This window comes from Ectobacillus soli, from assembly GCF_042610425.1.
Lineage (GTDB): Bacteria > Bacillota > Bacilli > Bacillales > Bacillaceae_G > Ectobacillus.
In genome coordinates this window covers 1790995-1811591 of the sequence record NZ_JBGJZM010000001.1, presented here as the reverse complement: position 1 = coordinate 1811591, position 20597 = coordinate 1790995, and the positions used below count along the sequence as shown (strand labels likewise).

The following is a 20597-nucleotide window of genomic DNA, read 5'->3' as shown; positions in this document are numbered from 1 at the left end:
AAACTGATCCAGAAAAGGTGTGTAACTAGGTCGCACCCTCGCTTGCTGTAACGCCTAAGCAGGTGCGTATACATCTTTTCTTGCAAATTTTAGGGTGATAAGGAGATAAATATGAGCGACAGACAAACTAAAACAGACGTTATCTTAATTGGTGCCGGAATTATGAGTGCGACTTTGGGCACACTGCTGAAAGAATTAGTGCCGGACTGGAATATTACAGTGTTTGAGAAGCTCGAAAAAGCAGGAGAGGAAAGCTCTAACGAATGGAATAATGCGGGAACGGGGCATTCGGCACTGTGTGAGCTTAACTACACCGTTGAAAAACCGGACGGATCTATAGATATTAGCAAAGCTATAAAAATTAATGAACAGTTTCAGGTTTCAAGACAATTATGGTCCTTTCTTGTAAACAGCAATTTGATTCGTAATCCGCAGGACTTTATCATGCCATTGCCTCATATGAGTTTTGTACGAGGAGAAAAAAATGTAACATTTTTGAAAAAACGTTTTGAAGCGCTTTCAAACAATCCTATGTTTCAAGGGATGGAATTTTCCGATGACCCAGGAAAACTGATGGAATGGATTCCGCTTATAATGAAAGATCGTACAGCGAATGAACCTATAGCGGCAACAAAAATCGACTCTGGAACTGATGTTAACTTTGGTGCTTTAACGCGCAAGTTATTTGACCATTTAAAGAGTAAAAACGTCGATATAAAATTCAATCATAAGGTTGATGATATTAAACGTACTAGCGACGGCTCATGGGAATTAAAAGTGCGGAACGATAGCGGTATCATCGAACGCCATACTGCAAAATTCGTCTTTATAGGCGGAGGTGGCGGAAGCCTACCTTTACTACAAAAAACTGGTATTCCTGAAAGTAAACATATTGGAGGATTCCCAGTAAGCGGACTATTCTTAGTATGTAACAATCCAGAGGTTGTAGCACAGCATCATGCCAAAGTATACGGCAAAGCTGCGGTTGGTGCTCCTCCAATGTCTGTTCCGCATCTTGACACAAGATTTATCGACAACAAAAAATCATTGCTATTTGGACCGTTTGCCGGTTTCTCACCAAAATTCTTAAAAACGGGTTCAAATATGGATTTATTATGTTCCGTAAAACCGAATAATGTCTTCACTATGTTAGCGGCAGGTGCAAAAAACGTTCCATTGACAAAATACTTGATCCAACAACTTATGTTATCGAAAGAACAGCGTATCGAAGAGTTACGAGAGTTTGTTCCAAATGCCAAAAATGAAGATTGGGATATCGTGGTAGCGGGTCAACGTGTACAAGTTATTAAAGATACTGCTGCCGGCAAAGGAACCCTTCAATTTGGTACGGAAGTTGTAAGTAGCGCTGATGGCTCGGTAGCTGCATTGCTCGGTGCTTCTCCGGGTGCTTCTACTGCCGTTCCTGTCATGCTTAATGTAATAAATAAATGCTTCCCGCAACATCTAAAAGAGTGGGAACCAAAATTAAAAGAAATGATTCCTTCTTATGGTATGTCACTAGTGGAAAATCCAGAGCTTTTCCATGAACTTCATACTTCAACAGCGCGCTCGCTTGGCTTAGAGGGTAAAAAGCAGTACGTATAAATAACTGCCCTTATTTGTCCTGATTATACCTAATACTTAAAGGAAGCATAAATTGCCGTTTTGGCAAATTTATGCTTCCTTTTGTTTTTGCACGTATTTTATATTTATTTAGTGAATGAAAATTCTCCTTAAAAATTAATTCTTACATTTCAAAAAATAGCGTTGAAACCCTCCAATACCCCTAATATTCATCTAACCAGAAATAAAATCTAAAAATTACTTATAGTTACCAACATATCTTCAAGATTGTCCTATGAAGCATTAGCTTCCAGTTAAAAGTTCAAAAATAACACGAATCTATCCAATGTACTAAGAACTTATTGTGGTGATTAATGTTGCATCAAAAATGAACAGATTGATTCATTGAGGTTAATTAAAATACAAAATGTCGAGACTATATAAAAAAACTTTATTTTAAAAAAGGAGTTTGAAAAATGAAACTAGATGAAGTTAATAAGATAGAAGTTGTGACTGGTGTCTCAATAGGTCAATTAAATGTTATGGAAGTACGTTTTTTAGATAATAAAAAGCGTAGGGTAGGTTATAAATACATTAATGCTGAGGATCTGAAAGTAAAGGGCATTATTAAAAAAGTAAATAGCTTTCGTAAAGCTGAATCTTGGTTAAATACAATTGAAGGTCGTAAATGGGCTGTGATGGAAGCGAAACATACGAAGTTTAGCTAAAAATTTGAAATAAAAAAGCCAGGAGAAATCCTGGCAGCCAAATTTTCTATAACACGGAGGATAGTTTGGCATATTTATATTTTTCTCATTCATTAAACTATTTATACGAAAAATAATTAGAAGATACATTAGTCTATTCTAAGAAGACTATGTGAAATGAAAGATGTAGGGATTATTGAAGCACATGCAATACCAGATTGATCATATTTATATGTTTGGTAAAATACCGCGTAAGATGTCAGCCTCGTATTTTGTGAGATACTTGAAAGGAATAGATTCCTTAATGATGAAAGAATTTTATGTAATTTTTATTTTGTTGAATAATTTTTTCCTTTTTATAGAAAATAAATATGACTAGCACTAATATATTAGGAGGAATCTTTGAATGATGCAAAATGCACAAGATCAAATGCACCAAAATATGCATATAGGCAATGTACCTCAGCAGATGAATCATGGAGGACACGAAATGTTCGATGTACATGAAATCTTGTCTGGAACAATCAGTACATTGAATCAATATTTATTATTAAGTCAGTATGTAAAAGATCCAGAACTACTTGATATTCTTAATCGCCAGTATAGTTTTATCCAAGATGAATATAATTTAACTGTGGAATGCTTTCAGACAGGTCAAGATCCTTCTAAACCAACACAAAGCTATAAGATGAAACAAAACAATGACTTCATATATGGTGTAAAAGCAACTCAGCCAAAAAAACCGATGGCTTCCGTGACAGAAATTACAGATGAATGGATTTCAAGTTGTATGCTTGGGTCTGTGAAATCTGGCGTAGCTCTGAAAGCAATGGCAGCATTAGAAGTAACAAATCCAGTTGTGCGTCGTGTTTTAGCTGATTCAGTTCCAAATTGTATTGAAATGGCATATGAGATCTCTATTTACCAAAATAAACACAATTATTATCAAATACCTCAGCTTGCACCACAAGATATGCAATTAATGATGAGTTCATATACTCATGTCCAAGGCCAGCCACAAATGCAAAATAATAATATGACACATTAGAAAAAAGGGCTATTATAACGAAAAAACATAAAATATTGGTTTCATCAGGAACCGATTTTTTATGTTTTAATAAAAAGTTCCTCTTGTTATTCGAAAACGGATAATCTGTTTGTATATCTGCACCTTCAACATACTTTAAACGACGGTCAACGACATAAGGAATAAACTTCGACCCGATGACATTTGATCAGATTTTTATTAAAAAGCACATAAAATCAACGCTTATGTAACTAAAACTTTGTATCAAGGTAAGGAGATAATATAATGAAGGCATTTTTAGTTAAGTTTGTTGCTAGTTTAGCTCTTTTGTATATTGTCCTCGGATTAATTTATGGTATGTCTTTTAGAAATGTTTTTTTAATTACATTTGTATTAGGAGTGTCTTCATTTATCCTAGGTGACATGATTATTCTACGAAGAACCAATAATATAATAGCTACTATTGCAGATTTTGGACTTGCCTTCGTAGTCATTTGGTTAATGTCTAAAAATGTCATGTATGGGTCTCATGTATTTGTTCCCTCTTTAATAGCTACAGTAGGAGTGACCCTATTTGAAATCTTTTTTCATAAATATATTGTAAGGCTTTGGGAAGGTAAGAGAAAACGAATAGGAAGTTTACAATACATGACAGAGGCATCAGACGAATTAACCCCTGATCCTGACCCTGATCTCTGGTTGAAATAAAAGTAAAACTCCCCAACTTTTTTGGGGAGTTTTATTTGAGGTAAATGGCACGAGAATTAACTTTAATTTGCTGTTTAAAATGCGTTGAATTAAAAGGATTTTGATAATTGTTTATCTAAATGTTCGATAATTGCTTCAGGATTTCCTGAAATATTGTCTTCTCTCACTTGATCTTTTTTCATTTTTTCTAAAGATTTGATGAAAATCTCTTGTTCTATTGATTGTGGAATCACAACAACGCCGTCTGCATCTCCAACAATGATATCTCCTGGAGTTATTGATGCCCCGCCACATGAAATGGGAATATTAATATCACCTATACCAGTTTTGCCACTTGAGGCTACAGCAGTTCCTTTAGAGAAAACAGGAAAATTTAGTTCTTTGATCCCAATGATATCACGAATAACACCATCAACTACTATTCCTCCAACGCCTAATGTTTTTGCCATCCCTACAACAAAATCTCCAGCAATTGCCCGATATTGGTCTCCTTTAGCATCGATAACTAAAATATCACCCGGCTTCGATTCTCTGATTGCTTTTAGAACGGCAAGATTATCTCCCACAGGAACTTTTACCGTTAAAGCTCTTCCAGCAAGCTTGTATTCTTCCTTAAGAGGTTTAATCTCCGGATTCAAATTATTTAATCCATCCATCGCATCAGAAATACAGGTCGTTGGGATATTTTGAAATTCTTTTATTAGGTTGTCCACAAAACATTCTCCTTTTTAATAGTAGATTAACTAGTATTAATGTTATATAACAATTAAACGTATTATGGATTGTATTATATAACAAAATATTTTTCAGGTAAATCTTTTTTTGTATTTTTAGAAAAAAAAGGGTTAAGTTGGTAATAACGGATAGGATTCAATAAGAATTCACATAAAATTCAACCGTAAATGAGAACGAACTATGTTAAAATTTAGTAAAGGGGGTGGTTGCAAGAAAGATGATATATCTGCTGAGGGGGGAGTAAAATGAATGATATAATTCAAGTTTTAAATAATAGTCCGATACTTTATTTAGTAATTGTTTGGGCATTTATTTGGAAAGGCATAGCACTTTGGCATTCTGCTCGTAATAAACAATTAGCATGGTATATTGTACTGTTAATAGTAAATACAGTTGGGATTCTTGAAATACTCTATCTTGTTTTCTTCAAAAAAAGAAAAGGATAATTCCTTGTAATTTTAATTATTTTCTTAGGTTAACTTATGAGTGCTTTAATTGAAGGATAATCAAGGATATAATTTAATATTATAAAGATATTTATCTATCTAAATATAGAAAGAATATGTTTTCATCAATCGTTTTTCAAAACATGTTCTTTCTTTTGCTGTTTATCAAGGTTAGTATTTTAAATTTATATAAAAAAATACTATTCCTCAACATTGAGAAATAGCATTATAGCGACATTTATTTGATGATCCTAGCTGTTTTGCACCAATGACATCCATCTGTCAGTTGATTAAATCAATCAAATATAACCGAATAAATGAAAGGGCTTTTTGAAGTAATTATTTTATATTTTTCAGTTTGAAGAAATACAGTATGAATAATAGTGCAAACCATAAAGGTGTCATTAACAGGGCTAAACGAGTCGCTGCAGCAAATAACATGATGATTAAAATGAATGCAAATAGTGCTAGTACGACATAATTAATAAATGGTGTGAACGGTGCTTTAAAAATGGATTGTTTTCGTAAATCTGGACGTGATTTGCTATAACGTATATGAGAAATTAAGATAATGCTCCAAACCCAAATAAAACAAATGGCACTAATGGTAGTTACAATGCCAAAAGCCTGTTCTGGAATTAGTTTACTTAAAAGTGCTCCGATAGAAAGAACAATCGCGGATAGGATCAAAGCATTACTAGGTACATAATTTTTATTTAACTTTGCAAGTCTAGCTTTCTTCTCATTATGAACACTTAAGTTATATAAAATTCTGCTTGTTGAAAACAAACCACTATTACAAGCTGAGGCTGCTGATGTTAAGACAACGAAGTTAATGATTCCAGCTGCTATTGGGATTCCTACTAAACGGAACACCTGTACAAAAGGACTGCTAGATGGACTTAATTGAACCCATGGATTAATACATAAAATGATGACAAGTGCTCCCACGTAGAAGAACAGAATTCTAAGAGGAATTTTATTAATCGCTGATGGAATGCTTTTTTGTGGATCAGCTGTTTCTGCTGCAGAAACACCTACTAACTCAACGCCAACAAATGCAAATACGACCATTTGGAATGAGAGGAAAAAACCAGATATTCCATTTGGAAATAGTCCACCATAATCCCATAGATTTGATACTGAAACAGCTCCCGTATCTGTTTTGAATCCTATGAATAGGAGAACAATTCCTATAATAATTAAAGCAAGAATGGTGATGACCTTAATTAAGGCAAACCAAAACTCTAACTCTCCAAAAAGTTTAACAGTCAGTAAATTCAGCCCTAATAAAATGACTAAACCGATGATTGCAGGTATCCATTGAGGAATGCGGAACCAATATTGTACATAGACACCAATTGCTATAAGATCAGCCATGGCTGTCATAATCCAACAAAACCAATATGTCCATCCAGTCACAAAGCCTGCCCACGGTCCAATATAATCTACAGCAAAGTCTGTAAATGATTGATACCCCGTATTCGATAGAAGTAATTCTCCTAATGCTCTCATGACAAAAAACACTGCAATCCCAACGATTAAATAAGCAAAGATAATAGAAGGGCCTGCCAATTGGATCGCTTTACCTGAACCTAAAAACAAACCAGTTCCAATCGTACCACCAATTGCGATTAATTGTACATGTCGATTCTTCAAATCTCTTTTTAACGCTTGCTGTGCCACTGCAATCCCTCCAAATTATATTGATATTTATATGTAGTAGTCATAAAAATAATAATTTTTATAGCTATTATTTAGTAAAGTATTATTTTTTTTAGATAAAAAAATGAGATTGGAATTCTCCAATCTCATTAAACGTCAGAATAATAACATAGCAAATAGCTTTGTTTATCCTTCTGTCCTTTTGCCTGAGATTGTGAACCCTTCGGCGTCGCAACGATTTGCGATCTCTCCAGAAACTGCTCCTGTTATAGTTTTACCCATAACAATCATAGCAACCTATTTGATTGTAAGTAATCAAAAAAACGGCTAAAAATTATTGTATGATAGTTTAGAATTCTACCAGTATTAATTGAAAAGGTCAAGGTCAGTAATATGAAATCTGTTTGGTCTTTATGATAATATTTATATTTTGCTCCATTCTTCAAAATAATTTAAAGCTCAATTTCAATTGTATAACGAGGCGGGGCTATTTCTGATTTGCAAATAAAATAGCTGCTATTGAAGTAACGGGTGCCATGCTTAAATATGGCATCGCCTTTTTCTTGTTCCACTACCAGTTCGATTGAACAAAGAATACATGAACATGATAAAATGGGACAAGTGAAGAAAAATAGTACAGGCTTCGAATATATAGATACCCTTCGACAAATAGAAAGGAAGGAGCGGGAGTACATGGATATAAAAATAAATTATAAGATGATAAAAGAAATGTGCGGTACCGTCTCCTTCAAAAGAGGAGAATCTTTTTATCAAGCGAGTAAAGTAACATTTAACCAGTATAGCCCGGATTTCTGCGAAGCCACCGTTAATGGAACGGAAGACTTTCATGTCACAATTGAAGAAGATGTGAAAGGGGTCATGCAGACGAAATGTAGCTGTCCTACGTTACCAAACTTCGGGAAGTGTTGCCAACATATTGCGGCCGTTTTATTAGCCATTTATGAACAGCAACGACAAGGAACGTTTCCTATCGGGGTACAGGGTCCGCAATCCAATTCTGGAGAGCTAACAGAAGACTTCATGAAGCTCTTCCATGACAGACCAACTCGAACAAGTGGACATCAGCTTCATTTTGAAAAAAGAAAAGTACTTGATGTCAAGTTCATCTGTAAGCCGTTCTCGATAGGAAAAGGTCAGTACTTGTTTGGAATGGAAGTAGAGATTGGTCATACGAAGCTAAAAAAAATTCGAGACTTTCTACAGGACGTAAAACATGGGGAACCCAGTAACATATCCTCTACATTTAGATATGACCCAGGTCTTCATTGCTTTTTAAATGAATCAGATGCGATTATTCATCAACTCGTCCGGGTCGTACATGATGAAAAGGCCTTTTTAGAAGCATTACCGAACCATTCTGACTGTACAGTTAGTAATCAAACATTACTTATTCCGCCATCCACTTGGGTGAGACTTATCCCTTTACTCACAAAGACTCCGTTGGTAACAATTGAGCATGATGGTCAGTCTTTTGAGAGCCTGCGAATGATGGATGGACCACCTCCTATACAGTTTACATTTGAAGAAAGCGAAGGCGATGATTACCAATTGATGATTAAGGGCTTTGACCGAATGGTCGTTTTGAATTCCTATAGTTCTGTGCTATGTGACGGGATAGTCTTTCGGTTAGAAGGACAGGACTGTGAACGATTATCCGAACTAAAGCAAATGCTAACATCTCCATCTACGAATCATATTCCGATTCCGCAGGAACAAATTGATTTTTTTCTAAAAAAAATCGTACCTGGTCTGAAAAAAATTGGCGATGTTCAACTGTCTAAAGCGTTATCTCAGGAGATTATGAAAACACCACTTGTTGCCAAGCTTTACTTGGATCGTTTGAACAATCGACTGCTTGCAGGACTAGAGTTTCAATATGAAAATGTTGTGATTCAACCATTGGAAAGCCGAGATATCAAAGCAGGACCAATGATTATAAGGGATCTGAAAAAGGAAGAGGAAATCCTTCAGGTCATGGAGGAGGGCAGATTTTCTAAAACAGAAGGCGGCTATTATATGCAAAATGAAGCATTGGAGTATGAATTTTTATATCATATCGTGCCAAGGCTTCATCAACTCGTTCAAATTTATGCGACAACAGCTGTTCGGATTCGCATCTTGAGAAAGAATGCTCATCCCAAGATTAGAGTGAAGGTTCAAAAACAACGCACTAATTGGTTGGAATTCAAATTTGAGATGGACGGTATTGCTGACAAACAGATTCGAGAGATTTTAGCGGCGTTGGAAGAAAAACGGAAATATTACCGCCTTCAAAATGGATCACTCCTATCTCTCGAGACAAGAGAAATGAAAGAAATCCAGCGTTTTCTGAAGGAAGTTCCGGTTCAGGATGATGATTTTGAAGCCAGTTTAAATATGCCTGTTATACAAAGTCTTAAATTTTTTGATGTGATTGATGGTAGTCAAGTCTTCACGGTAGAAGAATCGTTCCGGCAGGTTCTTGATAACATATGGAACCCAGGTAACTTAGATTTCGAGGTGCCACAAAGTTTAGTTAACATCGTAAGAGACTATCAAAAACATGGATATAAATGGATGAAGACGCTTGCTAGCTACGGATTTGGCGGTGTTCTCGCAGATGATATGGGACTTGGCAAAACGTTGCAAAGTATTACATTCATTGTTTCAGAGCTTTCCAGCATTCGGGAAAGCAGGCTCCCGGTCCTCATTGTTTGCCCATCATCCTTAACCTATAACTGGTTACAGGAAATCACGAAATTTGCTCCTGAACTTCAAGCAATCGTTATAGACGGGAAGAAAACGGATCGAGAAGAGCTACAAAAGGATAGCGAAGATGTAGATGTCATAATTACGTCCTACCCGATTCTACGCCGTGATATAAAATGGTATGAGAAGCAAACGTTTCATACTGTTTTCTTTGATGAGGCACAGGCGTTTAAAAATCCAGTGACTCAAACGGCTCGGGCTGTGAAAAGGATACAGGCAGAGAATCGTTTTGCTCTTACCGGAACACCGGTGGAAAATTCACTTGAAGAGCTTTGGTCGATTTTTCACGTTGTCTTCCCGCAGCTATTCCAAGGATTAAGGGAATACAGCCATCTTTCAAGGAAAACAATTGCCAGAAGGGTTCGTCCCTTTTTGCTTCGTAGAATAAAAGCGGATGTACTTGCTGAGTTACCTGAAAAAGTGGAGTCGCTTGCATTATCAGAGTTGCTGCCTGAACAAAAGAAGCTCTATACAGCATATTTGGCGAAGCTGCGCCATGATACATTTAAGCACCTCGACAAGGATACCATTCGAAAAAATCGTATTCGGATTTTAGCGGGATTGACGAGATTGCGACAAATTTGTTGTCACCCTGCCCTATTTGTAGAAGGCTACAAGGGAAGCTCAGCAAAATACGAGCAGCTGTTACAAATAATAGAGGAATCAAGACTTTCTGGAAGAAGAGTGTTGATATTCTCCCAATTTACAAAAATGCTTGGGCTGATAGGCAGAGAGATAACAATGCGAGGTCAAACGTATTTCTATCTTGACGGACAAACCCCTTCAGAAAGACGAGTGGAAATCTGCAATCGATTTAATGATGGTGAGCGAGACTTGTTTCTTATTTCTTTAAAAGCAGGAGGTACAGGACTGAACCTAACAGGTGCGGATACAGTCATCTTATATGATCTTTGGTGGAATCCTGCGGTCGAGGAGCAAGCGGCAGACCGGGCGCATCGAATGGGTCAGAAAAATGTTGTACAGGTGATCAAGCTTGTTGCTCGTGGCACAATTGAAGAAAAGATGAATGAGCTCCAAGAAAAAAAGAGAGATCTTATTGCAGATATTATCGATTCAGAAGAAAAGTATTCAGCAACTTTAACCGAAGAGGATATTCGTGAGATTCTGATGCTCTAAATATAGACTTATTTAGAGCATTTTGTCCATGTGGTTGAGAAAATTCGTATTATCTGGAGGGGCTGGTGCACCACTAGATTGAAATCCCCCTTTGATTTTAACGTGAAATCACGCTTATAAAAAGTCCCCTAAATTTCTCCCTATCTTCTGATGTAAATGGTTTTGGCCCTTTTGTACGCTTTCCGCTTTTTCGAGCCATTGCACTAAAATAACGTGTTTGTAATAATTGATCAATGTTTTCATTTGTATAGCTAAACCCTTTATGGTGAAGAACCGTACACCCTTTTGCTAAACCTAGCGAAGCAAGACCATAATCTTGCGTAACAATTATATCTCCTATTTCTACTAACTTCATAATCCGATAATCCGCAGCATCCGCTCCAGAATCAACATAAATGGTCTTTACTCCTACTGGTTGTTCCGCATTAGAAAAATGAGAAAAGCTAGTAACAAGGATAACAGAAATTTCCTCCTTCGTACCTTCAGAGATAATAATATCTTTTACCGGACAAGCATCTGCATCAACATAAATTTTCATCTTTATCTCTCCCATAAATAAGTTCGAATTGATAGTGATAATACTGGTAGATTAGGATTTTGTCAAATGATGCTAAGTAGATAAACAATAGATAGGCCAAAAAAAGTTATGAATCAAAAGATAAAATATAAACGAGTTATTCCATTAAAAAGGTCAGTTTGTTGAAGAAGGGATTGTAATTTGCTATATTTATTAAACAGCTTAATAATAAGCATGGTGAACCTTATCATAAATAATGGAGGATTTTTAAAATCTTTTTAGGCAAGCTCCTTGCTTAGTATAAGTATATTCTAGGAGGGAACTTATGAATAAAGGATCTATTTATGGATTAACATTTAATCAATTGACTGAATGGCTCCAAGAGCATGGTCATAAAAAATATAGGGCATCACAGGTTTGGGATTGGCTTTATAGGAAGCGGGTAACAGATTTCTCCGAGATGCTGGACGTGAATCAGGAATGTGTTCAATTACTGGCAGATAACTTTGTCATTCAAACTTTAAACCAGCATATAAAGCAAGAATCTAAGGACGGAACAATAAAGTTTTTATTTAAATTATCTGATGGTTACTTGATCGAAACAGTTTTGATGCGACATAAATATGGCTTATCGGTTTGTGTTACAACACAAGTAGGCTGTAACATTGGCTGCAGTTTTTGTGCAAGCGGCCTATTAGCGAAAAGTCGCGACCTGTCTAGTGGTGAAATTGTCGAACAGATTATGAACGTTCAACTTCTTCTCGATCAGATGGGGCAGGGAGAAAACGTAAGTCATATTGTCGTAATGGGAATCGGTGAGCCATTTGATAATTTTGAAAATCTAGTGGGTTTCCTAAGGGTAATTACGGACGATAAAGGACTAGCCATAGCGGCTAGACATATTACTGTATCAACCAGTGGTCTTGCCAGCAAAATTTATGAATTTACTGATACTAAGTTGCCGATAAACTTAGCAATCTCCTTGCATGCGCCAAATAATGAGCTAAGATCCCGGATTATGAAAATAAATCGGGCGATTCCAATCGAGGAGCTCATGCAGGCAATTGACTATTATTTAGAAAAAACAAATCGTCGGATTACGATTGAATATATTTTGCTTAAGGGAATAAATGATCATAAGGAAGAGGCTTTGCAGCTTGCTGATCTTCTCAGCGACAAAAATCAGCGGACCTATGTAAATTTAATTCCATATAATCCAGTGGATGAACATAGTCAATACCAAAGAAGTGAGCAGGAATCAGTACTGTCGTTTTATGATACGTTGAAAAAGCGGGGAATCAATTGCAAAATACGCCAAGAGCATGGGACTGACATTGATGCCGCCTGTGGACAGTTAAGAAGCAAACAAATCAGAAAAGCGCAAAACACATTAGAAAGTAAATCACGTGCAAATTAATGAATAGGAACTAATGATATATAATCTCTGGTAAGCCAAGAACATGGAGCGATTCTGGACCGATAATTAAACTGATATCAAAAAAATTAAACCATGGATATCACAGAGATATCCTTCACATTTATGGACTTCAGTCCGTTGAGACTGGAGAGGGCGAAACATAAAACCACCCGTGAGAATGAAGTGAACCCCCTAAGTTGGACTAGTAAATTCAATTTAGGGGGTTCACTTCATAGTAGGTGGTTTTTATTTGTACAATAACCCTTAAAGGAATACTGTAATTCTAACGATAGCCTCATAAGCGAAATGAAAACCAAATCCTAGTAAAACTAGACTTGTCGTTAATGAGATGACTTTCATAATTTCTGGTTTCAATAATGTTTTACTAAAGTGAACGGTTAACGCCAAATTCAAATTCCACAACCCTATACCAATAAAAACTGCACTACTAATGTAGAATGCTCTTATTATATTGTCGTCATGAAATGAATCACTTAACACGGATCCGTAAATTCCTAGCCAGAAAAGAATATTTAAGGGGTTAAAAGCTGCTATGGATACCCCCGTAATATAGGAGCGAATCAACCCTGTGCTTAAATGATCTCCCTTGCTACGGGGAGAATCAACGATTGGCTCTGTTCTATGAATGAAGCTCTGAACGCCGGTATAGGTTAAAACTAGTGCACCAAGTATCAGCAATGTAAGTTGTACCCAGTTTAACGTTAGAAATTCAGAAAGTCCTTGATACATAAGGAACATTAAAATGAGATCAGATGTCATGCCGCCTGCTCCAACAAGCAGAGAAGACCACAACCCTTGATAGATTCCTCTTCTAATTATTTCTATATTAATAGGTCCAATTGGTGCAGCAATGGATAAACCAAGAACGATTTGTCTTAATAAAAGTAAAAACATATCTCAATCCCCCTTGTTTAAAGCTTGTCTTTAAATTAAATGAGAAGATCAAGGGTATTAGAAGTAGAAGTTAGAAAATGAATGGCACAATCACGATTATTAACGTATTGGAATTCCAAAACATGATACATCAGATATAATCTAGCATACTCTTTTACCAGAATATTTTGACTATAATTCACTCATATTAAAGTTAAATTAAAATAAAGATAAATATATGGCTGTGTGTAGAGAAATCATTTTGGTTGAGGAGGAAATGAATAACAAATGATTAAGGAGACCTATCAACATTCCAAAACGATTGAATCAAAGTTTATCCAGGTCAGGAAATTTACCGAGCATATTGTATACCCCCTTGAAACAGAGGATTTTACTATCCAGGCGACATCTGATGTTAGTCCTGCAAAATGGCACTTGGCGCACACTACATGGTTCTTTGAAGCTTTTGTTTTGGTCCCGAATGATCCGTTATATAAGGTGTTTCATCCCAGGTTTTGTTATCTGTTCAATTCCTATTATGAAACGATAGGAAAACCACTTCCACGCTCGTCTCGGGGATTGCTTGCACGACCGACAATAACAGAAGTCATGGATTATCGTCGTTATGTAGAAGAATGTGTTCTGCGCCTGTTGAAACAAAGTGATAATGAACAGTTATCAAGGCTTAGTCCAATTATTGAAATCGGTATAAACCACGAACAACAGCATCAAGAACTCCTGTTTACGGATATTAAATACAATTTTTATGTTAATCCACTACGTCCGGTCTATCATGAAAAACAATCGCTGTCCGTTGCTGTTGAAGAGCCTTTGAATTGGGAGAGATTCGAAGGAGGAATCGTTGAAACCGGCCACGACGGAGACGAGTTTTCTTTTGACAATGAAGGTCCGCGCCACAAGGTTTGGCTTGACCCGTATCGATTGGCATCACGTCCGGTGACAAATGGAGAGTTTATTGCCTTTATCGAAGACGGTGGGTATGAAAAAGTGAAATATTGGTTATCAGACGGCTGGTCCACTGTTAAAGAAGAAGGGTGGAATGCTCCTCTTTACTGGGAAAAATTTAATGGGGTATGGCATTACTTTACTCTATCGGGAATGCGTAAAGTAAATGAATATGAACCGGTCACTCATGTCAGTTATTACGAAGCCTCTGCCTATGCAAGTTGGGCTGGTTGGCGGCTACCAACAGAAGCGGAATGGGAGAACGCTTTTGTTAACAAAGAAATCAAGGGGAATTTTGCGGAGTCTGGTTATTATCATCCTGCTGGTGAAACAACGGACAAAGGCGGATTATCTAGAGGGTTCGGCGATGTGTGGGAATGGACAATGAGCCCATATATGCCGTATCCGGGTAACAAACCATTAGAAGGAGCGCTTGGTGAATATAATGCCAAATTTATGGCCAATCAAATGGTGCTTCGGGGAGGTTCCTGCGTAACCCCCTCATCTCATATCCGACTAACCTACCGTAACTTTTTCCAACCGGAAAAACGTTGGCAGTTCAGTGGATTTCGTTTGGCAGGTGACGTGAGATGAATATATCGAAATCATCCGTTGAGGTACTTGATTTACAACCGAATGCTGAAAACTTTCACAATGAAGTTCTTGCCGGCTTGAATAAAAAGCAGAAACAACTTGATTCAAAATTGCTATATGACGAAAAAGGCTCCAACTTGTTTGAAAAAATTACAACACTGCCGGAATACTATTTGACGCGAACGGAACTTTTGATTTTAAGACGATATGGAAAAGAAATAGTCTCGTATTTTGGAGAACATGCACTTTTAATAGACTTAGGCAGCGGCAGCAGTGAAAAGGTGAAAATTTTACTGAACAAGGCACCTAATCTTGCAGCTTATATCGCTGTAGATATTTCAAAGGTATTTCTAGAAAAATCGACCACTGCCTTAGCTAATGAATACCCAAATCTTAAGGTAACTGCGATGTGTGCCGATTATACTCAATCTATTGATTTACCGAACATCTATCAAGAACGTAAAAGGATCGTGTTCTTCCCAGGCTCAACGTTCGGAAATTTCGAGCCGAGCCATGCTGAGGCGTTTTTAAAACGGATTTCAAAGATGTTAACAAAAGGGGATGGTTTACTTATTGGAATCGATATGAAGAAAGACACTTCGATTCTCCATCGAGCTTATAACGATTCTCTTGGGGTCACTGCCGCTTTTAATTTGAATGTACTGGATCGAATCAATCGTGAACTACATGCTAGCTTTCAGCTTCATCAGTTTAAACACGATGCCTTTTACAACGATGAACACGAACGGATTGAAATGCATATTAAAAGTTTAGTTGATCAGGTTGTTACGATCGATAAGAAACCAATTATGTTTAAAAAAGGGGAAACCATTCATACCGAAAACTCGTATAAATACGACATTAACTCATTTCAAACAATGACTGAGAAAAATGGGTTTAAAACGAAACAGGTTTGGAAGGATCCCAATTCCTTATTTAGTGTTCATTATTTGACTGTATGCTCCTCATAGAGGTACGCATAACACAAAAAGAAACGGATATCAGAAATACATGATTAATGGCCGGGATGCTACCAGCAAGAAAAGGATATTTCCTATATTTTATGAATAACAAATAAACTTATAAAGTATTAAAAGCGGTGAGACAAATAGGGGGATTAATTTCTTTTTAGACAACAAAACAGAAACATGTATAGCCAACAGGTTTTTGGAGTGTTGGTTGTGTTTTCGCAGAAGATCTCAACCCACTAATATGTAAAGAATTACTGAGCGAGTTAAAAAATCTCCTAGACTGTCTAAATACAGATAGATGAGTAGAGAAGAGAAACCTCAAATTCTTGTGTATCAAGGATGGGCTATTTTGCATTTTGAAGCAATTGGTTAATAAAGATAGTCTTCTACACATTAAACAGAACATTCTTTTGAAAACATACTTGTGATTTAATGTTGTTCTTCCTTTCAAAAGACAGGTGTGGATTTGAAATAAAATCGCGATGTTTATAAAAAAGATGCGAAGCTTATCCCTTTTGAATATTTTTTCTGAAGGGGTATTTTTATGACTAAAAGAAAAAGAACATCTGAATAAAAGGGGGATTAAGGAATAATTGAGTGACATAGGGCTGTTCCGTTAAAGGGGCAGATTAATTGAACAACAAACGGTTTATTTTTGCCAATTTCTTATGTAAAATGGTTTATTATTGAACTAGTTTATTAAAGGAGTGACTTAAATGGACTTAAATTTTAATGACCCAAAAGTTAAGCAAGTTATGGAAGTTTATCAGTCATTTTGGGCAATTAACAAAACTACGGCTAAATTAACTAAAAAGCATGCTGAAAGCTTTGGGCTTTCATTACAACAGTTATCAATCCTTAATACATTATTGGCTTTTCCTGAGTTAACTCAACAAGAGTTGGCTGATAAGCTTATCTCATCAAAAAGTACAGTTAGCGTGGGCATAGATAAATTAGTTAAAATGGAGTTAGTAGAAAGAAAACTTTCAGTGGAAGACCGAAGAGAAATAAAGCTGAAACTTACGATGAAAGGTGAAGAAGTGTCAAAGAAATCCAGCAAAAATTCAATATCTTATAGGGCAATGCTTTTCGCATTAGATAAATTGCCCGAAGAAGATATTCAGTCTTTGCTTCGAATACAGAAAGAACTATTAAAACACCTAATGGATAGTGGTTATTAAATTAGTTTAATAGAGAAAGTTAACTTATTTTTGTCCAAGATATTGACTCAAGTCCAAGTAGTTAAATTAAATGTATGGTTACTGTTATTTGTTGATTTAAAATAAAGTTTGATTAAAAGTCCTGTATGATATGCAGGATTTTTTTGTTCCACAAAAGGGGCAGATTACGGAATAAAACGTTTAAATAAAATTGGTATAGTGAATAGCTTGTAATAATTTTCACTTAACGTGGCAGGATAGTTCAAAACTATTTGTTAAACTAAAAAGGGGCAGTTACGAAAAATAATCGGTAACTGTCCTTTTCCCTAATTTAATTATACCATTTTTAACTAACCATTATTAGTCTGTTTTTTCTTTATTACATTGTTAATAATTAATAAAGCGAAGTTGGTTCTTCGATGATACATGTAAGTGTGATTAGTTGATCAGATGAACAATTTTTGTCACATGATTCGTCTTGGTATGGAGTAATAAATGGGAGGGAAAGAAATGAAACCATATGTACTTGAGTTTCGGGAGATCGATAAAACGAGACAAATGGTGATCGGTGGAAAAGGGTTGAATTTAAGTGAATTATCCAAAATTCAAGGAATTCAAGTACCAGAAGGATTTTGTGTTACAACAGTGGGATATCAAAAAGCCATCGAACAAAACGAAACGTATCATGCTTTGTTGGATCGACTAACAATGCTAAGGGTAGAAGACCTAGATCAAATTGGTGAAATCAGCGGGAAGATTCGACAAATCATTATGGAGATAGAAATTCCTTCCGATGTTGTGGAAGCAGTTACTCACTATCTCTCCCATCTTGGTGAGGAACATGCTTATGCAGTGCGTTCTAGTGCAACTGCTGAAGATTTACCATATGCCTCTTTTGCTGGTCAACAAGACACCTATTTAAATATAATCGGCAAAGAAGCAATCTTGCACCATATCAGCAAATGTTGGGCTTCCCTATTTACGGATCGCGCTGTAATCAACCGCATGAAAAACGGATTTGACCACAGTCAAGTTTATTTATCCGTTATCGTTCAAAGGATGGTATTCCCGCATGCTTCAGGGATATTATTTACCGCTGATCCGATTACATCTAACCGAAAGCTGCTATCAATCGATGCCAGTTTTGGACTTGGAGAAGCACTGGTCTCTGGCTTGGTATCAGCCGATTGTTATAAAGTACAGGAAGAGGAAATCACAAGTAAGATGATAGCAACCAAAAAATTGGCTATCTATGGACGAAAAGAAGGCGGAACAGAGACACAGCCGATTGATCCTGAACAGCAAAAGGCGCAAACACTTACTGAACAGCAAATTTTACAACTGGCACGCATTGGAAGACAGATCGAGGCTTATTTTGGTTGCCCACAAGATATCGAATGGTGTTTGGTTGATGATACTTTTTATATTGTCCAGAGTCGGCCAATCACTACGCTTTTCCCTGTCCCTGAAGCGAATGATCAAGAAAACCACGTCTATGTATCTGTCGGTCACCAACAAATGATGACCGACCCCATCAAACCATTGGGATTGTCTTTTTTCCAGTTAACAGCTTTTCGACCCATGTTTAAAGCTGGTGGAAGGTTGTTTGTTGATGTCACACATCAACTGGCTTCACCTGTCAGTAGAGACATGTTATTAAACGCCATGGGACAACACGATCCGCTCATGAAAGACGCACTTATGAACATTACTCTGCGAGGAGATTTTATAAAATCGTTGCCAAATGATAATAAAGCACCGAGTCACACTAGGGGCAATACAGATATACTGGCACAAATTGAAAATAATCCATCAATCGTTGCTGATTTGATTAAGCGTAGTCAAACATCCATTGAAGAGTTAAAACAAAACATCCAAACGAAATCAGGATCTGATTTATTTGATTTTATTCTAGAAGATATTCAGGAATTAAAGAAGATTTTATTTGACCCACAAAGTTCAGCTGTATTTATGGCTGCTATAAATGCTTCAACATGGATCAATGCAAAAATGAACGAGTGGTTAGGTGAAAAAAACGCAGCAGACACGCTTTCTCAATCTGTACCAAACAACATTACTTCGGAAATGGGTTTGGCACTATTGGATGTTGCAGATGTGATTCGCCCTTATCCAAAAGTAATGGATTATTTACAACATGTAAATGATGATAACTTTTTGGATGAACTGGTTAAGTTTGTTGGTGGACAGAAAGCTAGAGAAGCTTTCTATGCTTTTCTCAACAAATACGGAATGCGATGTGCCGGAGAAATTGATATTACGAAAACTCGGTGGAGCGAAAAGCCAATTACACTTGTTCCCATGATTCTCAGTCATATTAAAAACTTTGAGCCTAATGCTGGTAAGCGGAAATTTGAGAAAGGGCGGCGTGTTGCTCTGAAAAAAGAACAAGAGTTATTAGACCGATTGAAGCAATTACCGGATGGTGAACAAAAGGTTAAAGAAACAAAACGAATGATCGACCTAATCCGAAATTTCATCGGCTATCGTGAATATCCAAAATACGGCATGATTAATCGCTACTTCGTTTATAAGCAGTCTTTACTGAAAGAAGCTGAACAACTCGTACAAGCGGGCGTGATTCATGAAAAAGAAGATATATACTATCTCACTTTTGAAGAACTCTGCGAGACCGTACGCACAAATAAACTAGATTACCAGATCGTAGGCAAGCGAAAAGACGATTACAAATTATATGAAAAACTGACTCCACCGCGTGTTATCACATCAGATGGTGAAACACTCTCATCAGAGTACAAACGAGAAAATCTCCCAGCCGAAGCTCTTGTAGGTCTGCCTGTTTCCTCCGGAGTGATAGAGGGACGAGCACGTGTTATCTTAAACATGGAAGGTGCAGATCTAGAAGAGGGAGATATATTAGTCACCTCCTTTACTGACCCTAGCTGGACTCCACTGTTTGTATCCATAAAAGGCCTAGTTACTGAAGTTGGCGGACTGATGACCCATGGAGCAGTTATCGCACGTGAATATGGCTTACCAGCAGTTGTCGGAGTGGAAAATGCCACCAAACTGATAAAAGAAGGGCAACGAATTCGCGTGAGTGGAACAGAAGGGTATATTGAAATATTGTAATGGCGGAATACGTTAAGTAAGAGCCCCTTATTAGCGGTTTAAATTCCTAAGCCAATTAATTAATGGTGTGAACAGGAGGAAAAGGTAGCGATAACTTCAAAGCCTTTCCTATCTGTATAATTTACCAAGGATAATTTTACAACTCTTTCGCATTTTTCTATCTTCCACAATCGGGCACGATTGTGGAGACACATATAGATTTAAACGACT

At 36.7% G+C, this 20597-nt stretch carries 15 protein-coding genes, 1 pseudogene and 1 riboswitch; of the genes and pseudogenes, 12 read left to right on the top strand and 4 right to left on the bottom strand.

The window, feature by feature from the left end:
* The first annotated feature begins 111 nt into the window (after positions 1–111).
* The 5 genes and pseudogenes from ACAN53_RS09320 (at position 112) to ACAN53_RS09305 (ending at position 4005) form a co-directional block, all read left to right on the top strand.
* Entirely contained in the window at positions 112–1605 is a 1494-nt protein-coding gene (locus ACAN53_RS09320) for a malate:quinone oxidoreductase (RefSeq protein WP_379969267.1), read from the top strand.
* A gap of 434 nt (positions 1606–2039) precedes the next feature.
* Positions 2040–2291 carry a hypothetical protein gene (locus ACAN53_RS09315; protein ID WP_379969265.1) on the top strand — a complete coding sequence of 84 codons (252 nt, stop codon included), beginning with the start codon at positions 2040–2042 and terminating at the stop codon, positions 2289–2291.
* Positions 2292–2423: 132 nt separating this feature from the next.
* Positions 2424–2586, top strand: a pseudogene (locus ACAN53_RS18085) (transposase); the annotation flags it as partial.
* A 93-nt stretch (positions 2587–2679) separates the two neighbouring features.
* Positions 2680–3318 (top strand): spore coat protein, encoded by a 639-nt coding sequence (locus tag ACAN53_RS09310; protein ID WP_379970296.1) that lies wholly within the window; start codon positions 2680–2682, stop codon positions 3316–3318.
* Positions 3319–3582: 264 nt separating this feature from the next.
* Positions 3583–4005, top strand: coding sequence for a YndM family protein (locus tag ACAN53_RS09305; protein ID WP_379969263.1), 423 nt, complete (start codon positions 3583–3585; stop codon positions 4003–4005).
* Positions 4006–4094: 89 nt separating this feature from the next.
* Here the strand turns inward: ACAN53_RS09305 and ACAN53_RS09300 are convergent, their stop codons facing one another.
* Positions 4095–4718: an RraA family protein gene (locus ACAN53_RS09300; RefSeq protein ID WP_379969261.1), complete on the bottom strand. Its 624-nt coding sequence runs from the start codon at positions 4716–4718 to the stop codon at positions 4095–4097.
* A gap of 267 nt (positions 4719–4985) precedes the next feature.
* Between ACAN53_RS09300 and ACAN53_RS09295 the strand changes: the two genes are divergently transcribed.
* Positions 4986–5186 carry a DUF5652 family protein gene (locus tag ACAN53_RS09295; protein WP_379969259.1) on the top strand — a complete coding sequence of 67 codons (201 nt, stop codon included), beginning with the start codon at positions 4986–4988 and terminating at the stop codon, positions 5184–5186.
* A 339-nt stretch (positions 5187–5525) separates the two neighbouring features.
* On the opposite strand, the gene ACAN53_RS09290 is transcribed toward ACAN53_RS09295, so the two are convergent.
* Positions 5526–6872, bottom strand: a complete 1347-nt coding sequence (locus ACAN53_RS09290; RefSeq protein ID WP_379969257.1) for an amino acid permease — start codon at positions 6870–6872, stop codon at positions 5526–5528.
* Between the two features lie 163 nt (positions 6873–7035).
* Positions 7036–7115: riboswitch (glycine riboswitch) on the bottom strand.
* Positions 7116–7544: 429 nt separating this feature from the next.
* Between ACAN53_RS09290 and ACAN53_RS09285 the strand changes: the two genes are divergently transcribed.
* Positions 7545–10757 (top strand): DEAD/DEAH box helicase, encoded by a 3213-nt coding sequence (locus tag ACAN53_RS09285; protein ID WP_379969255.1) that lies wholly within the window; start codon positions 7545–7547, stop codon positions 10755–10757.
* A gap of 97 nt (positions 10758–10854) precedes the next feature.
* Here ACAN53_RS09285 and ACAN53_RS09280 read toward each other — a convergent pair whose 3' ends face one another.
* A complete protein-coding gene (locus ACAN53_RS09280; protein ID WP_379969253.1) occupies positions 10855–11295 on the bottom strand; it encodes a YaiI/YqxD family protein in 441 nt (146 codons plus the stop codon).
* 304 nt (positions 11296–11599) lie between these two features.
* On the opposite strand from ACAN53_RS09280, the gene rlmN reads away from it, so the two are divergent.
* A complete protein-coding gene (rlmN, locus tag ACAN53_RS09275; protein WP_379969251.1) occupies positions 11600–12691 on the top strand; it encodes a dual-specificity RNA methyltransferase RlmN in 1092 nt (363 codons plus the stop codon).
* 264 nt (positions 12692–12955) lie between these two features.
* Here the strand turns inward: rlmN and ACAN53_RS09270 are convergent, their stop codons facing one another.
* Entirely contained in the window at positions 12956–13606 is a 651-nt protein-coding gene (locus tag ACAN53_RS09270) for a LysE family translocator (RefSeq protein WP_379969249.1), read from the bottom strand.
* A gap of 267 nt (positions 13607–13873) precedes the next feature.
* Between ACAN53_RS09270 and egtB the strand changes: the two genes are divergently transcribed.
* The 4 genes from egtB (at position 13874) to ppsA (ending at position 20387) form a co-directional block, all read left to right on the top strand.
* Complete coding sequence (egtB, locus tag ACAN53_RS09265) at positions 13874–15145, top strand: ergothioneine biosynthesis protein EgtB (RefSeq protein ID WP_379969247.1); 1272 nt, start codon at positions 13874–13876, stop codon at positions 15143–15145.
* Positions 15142–16116, top strand: coding sequence for an L-histidine N(alpha)-methyltransferase (egtD, locus tag ACAN53_RS09260; protein WP_379969245.1), 975 nt, complete (start codon positions 15142–15144; stop codon positions 16114–16116). The genes egtB and egtD overlap by 4 nt, the downstream gene beginning before the upstream one ends.
* 716 nt (positions 16117–16832) lie before the next feature.
* Positions 16833–17297: a MarR family winged helix-turn-helix transcriptional regulator gene (locus ACAN53_RS09255; protein WP_379969243.1), complete on the top strand. Its 465-nt coding sequence runs from the start codon at positions 16833–16835 to the stop codon at positions 17295–17297.
* A gap of 489 nt (positions 17298–17786) precedes the next feature.
* Positions 17787–20387 (top strand): phosphoenolpyruvate synthase, encoded by a 2601-nt coding sequence (gene ppsA / locus ACAN53_RS09250; RefSeq protein ID WP_379969241.1) that lies wholly within the window; start codon positions 17787–17789, stop codon positions 20385–20387.
* Positions 20388–20597: the final 210 nt, after the last annotated feature.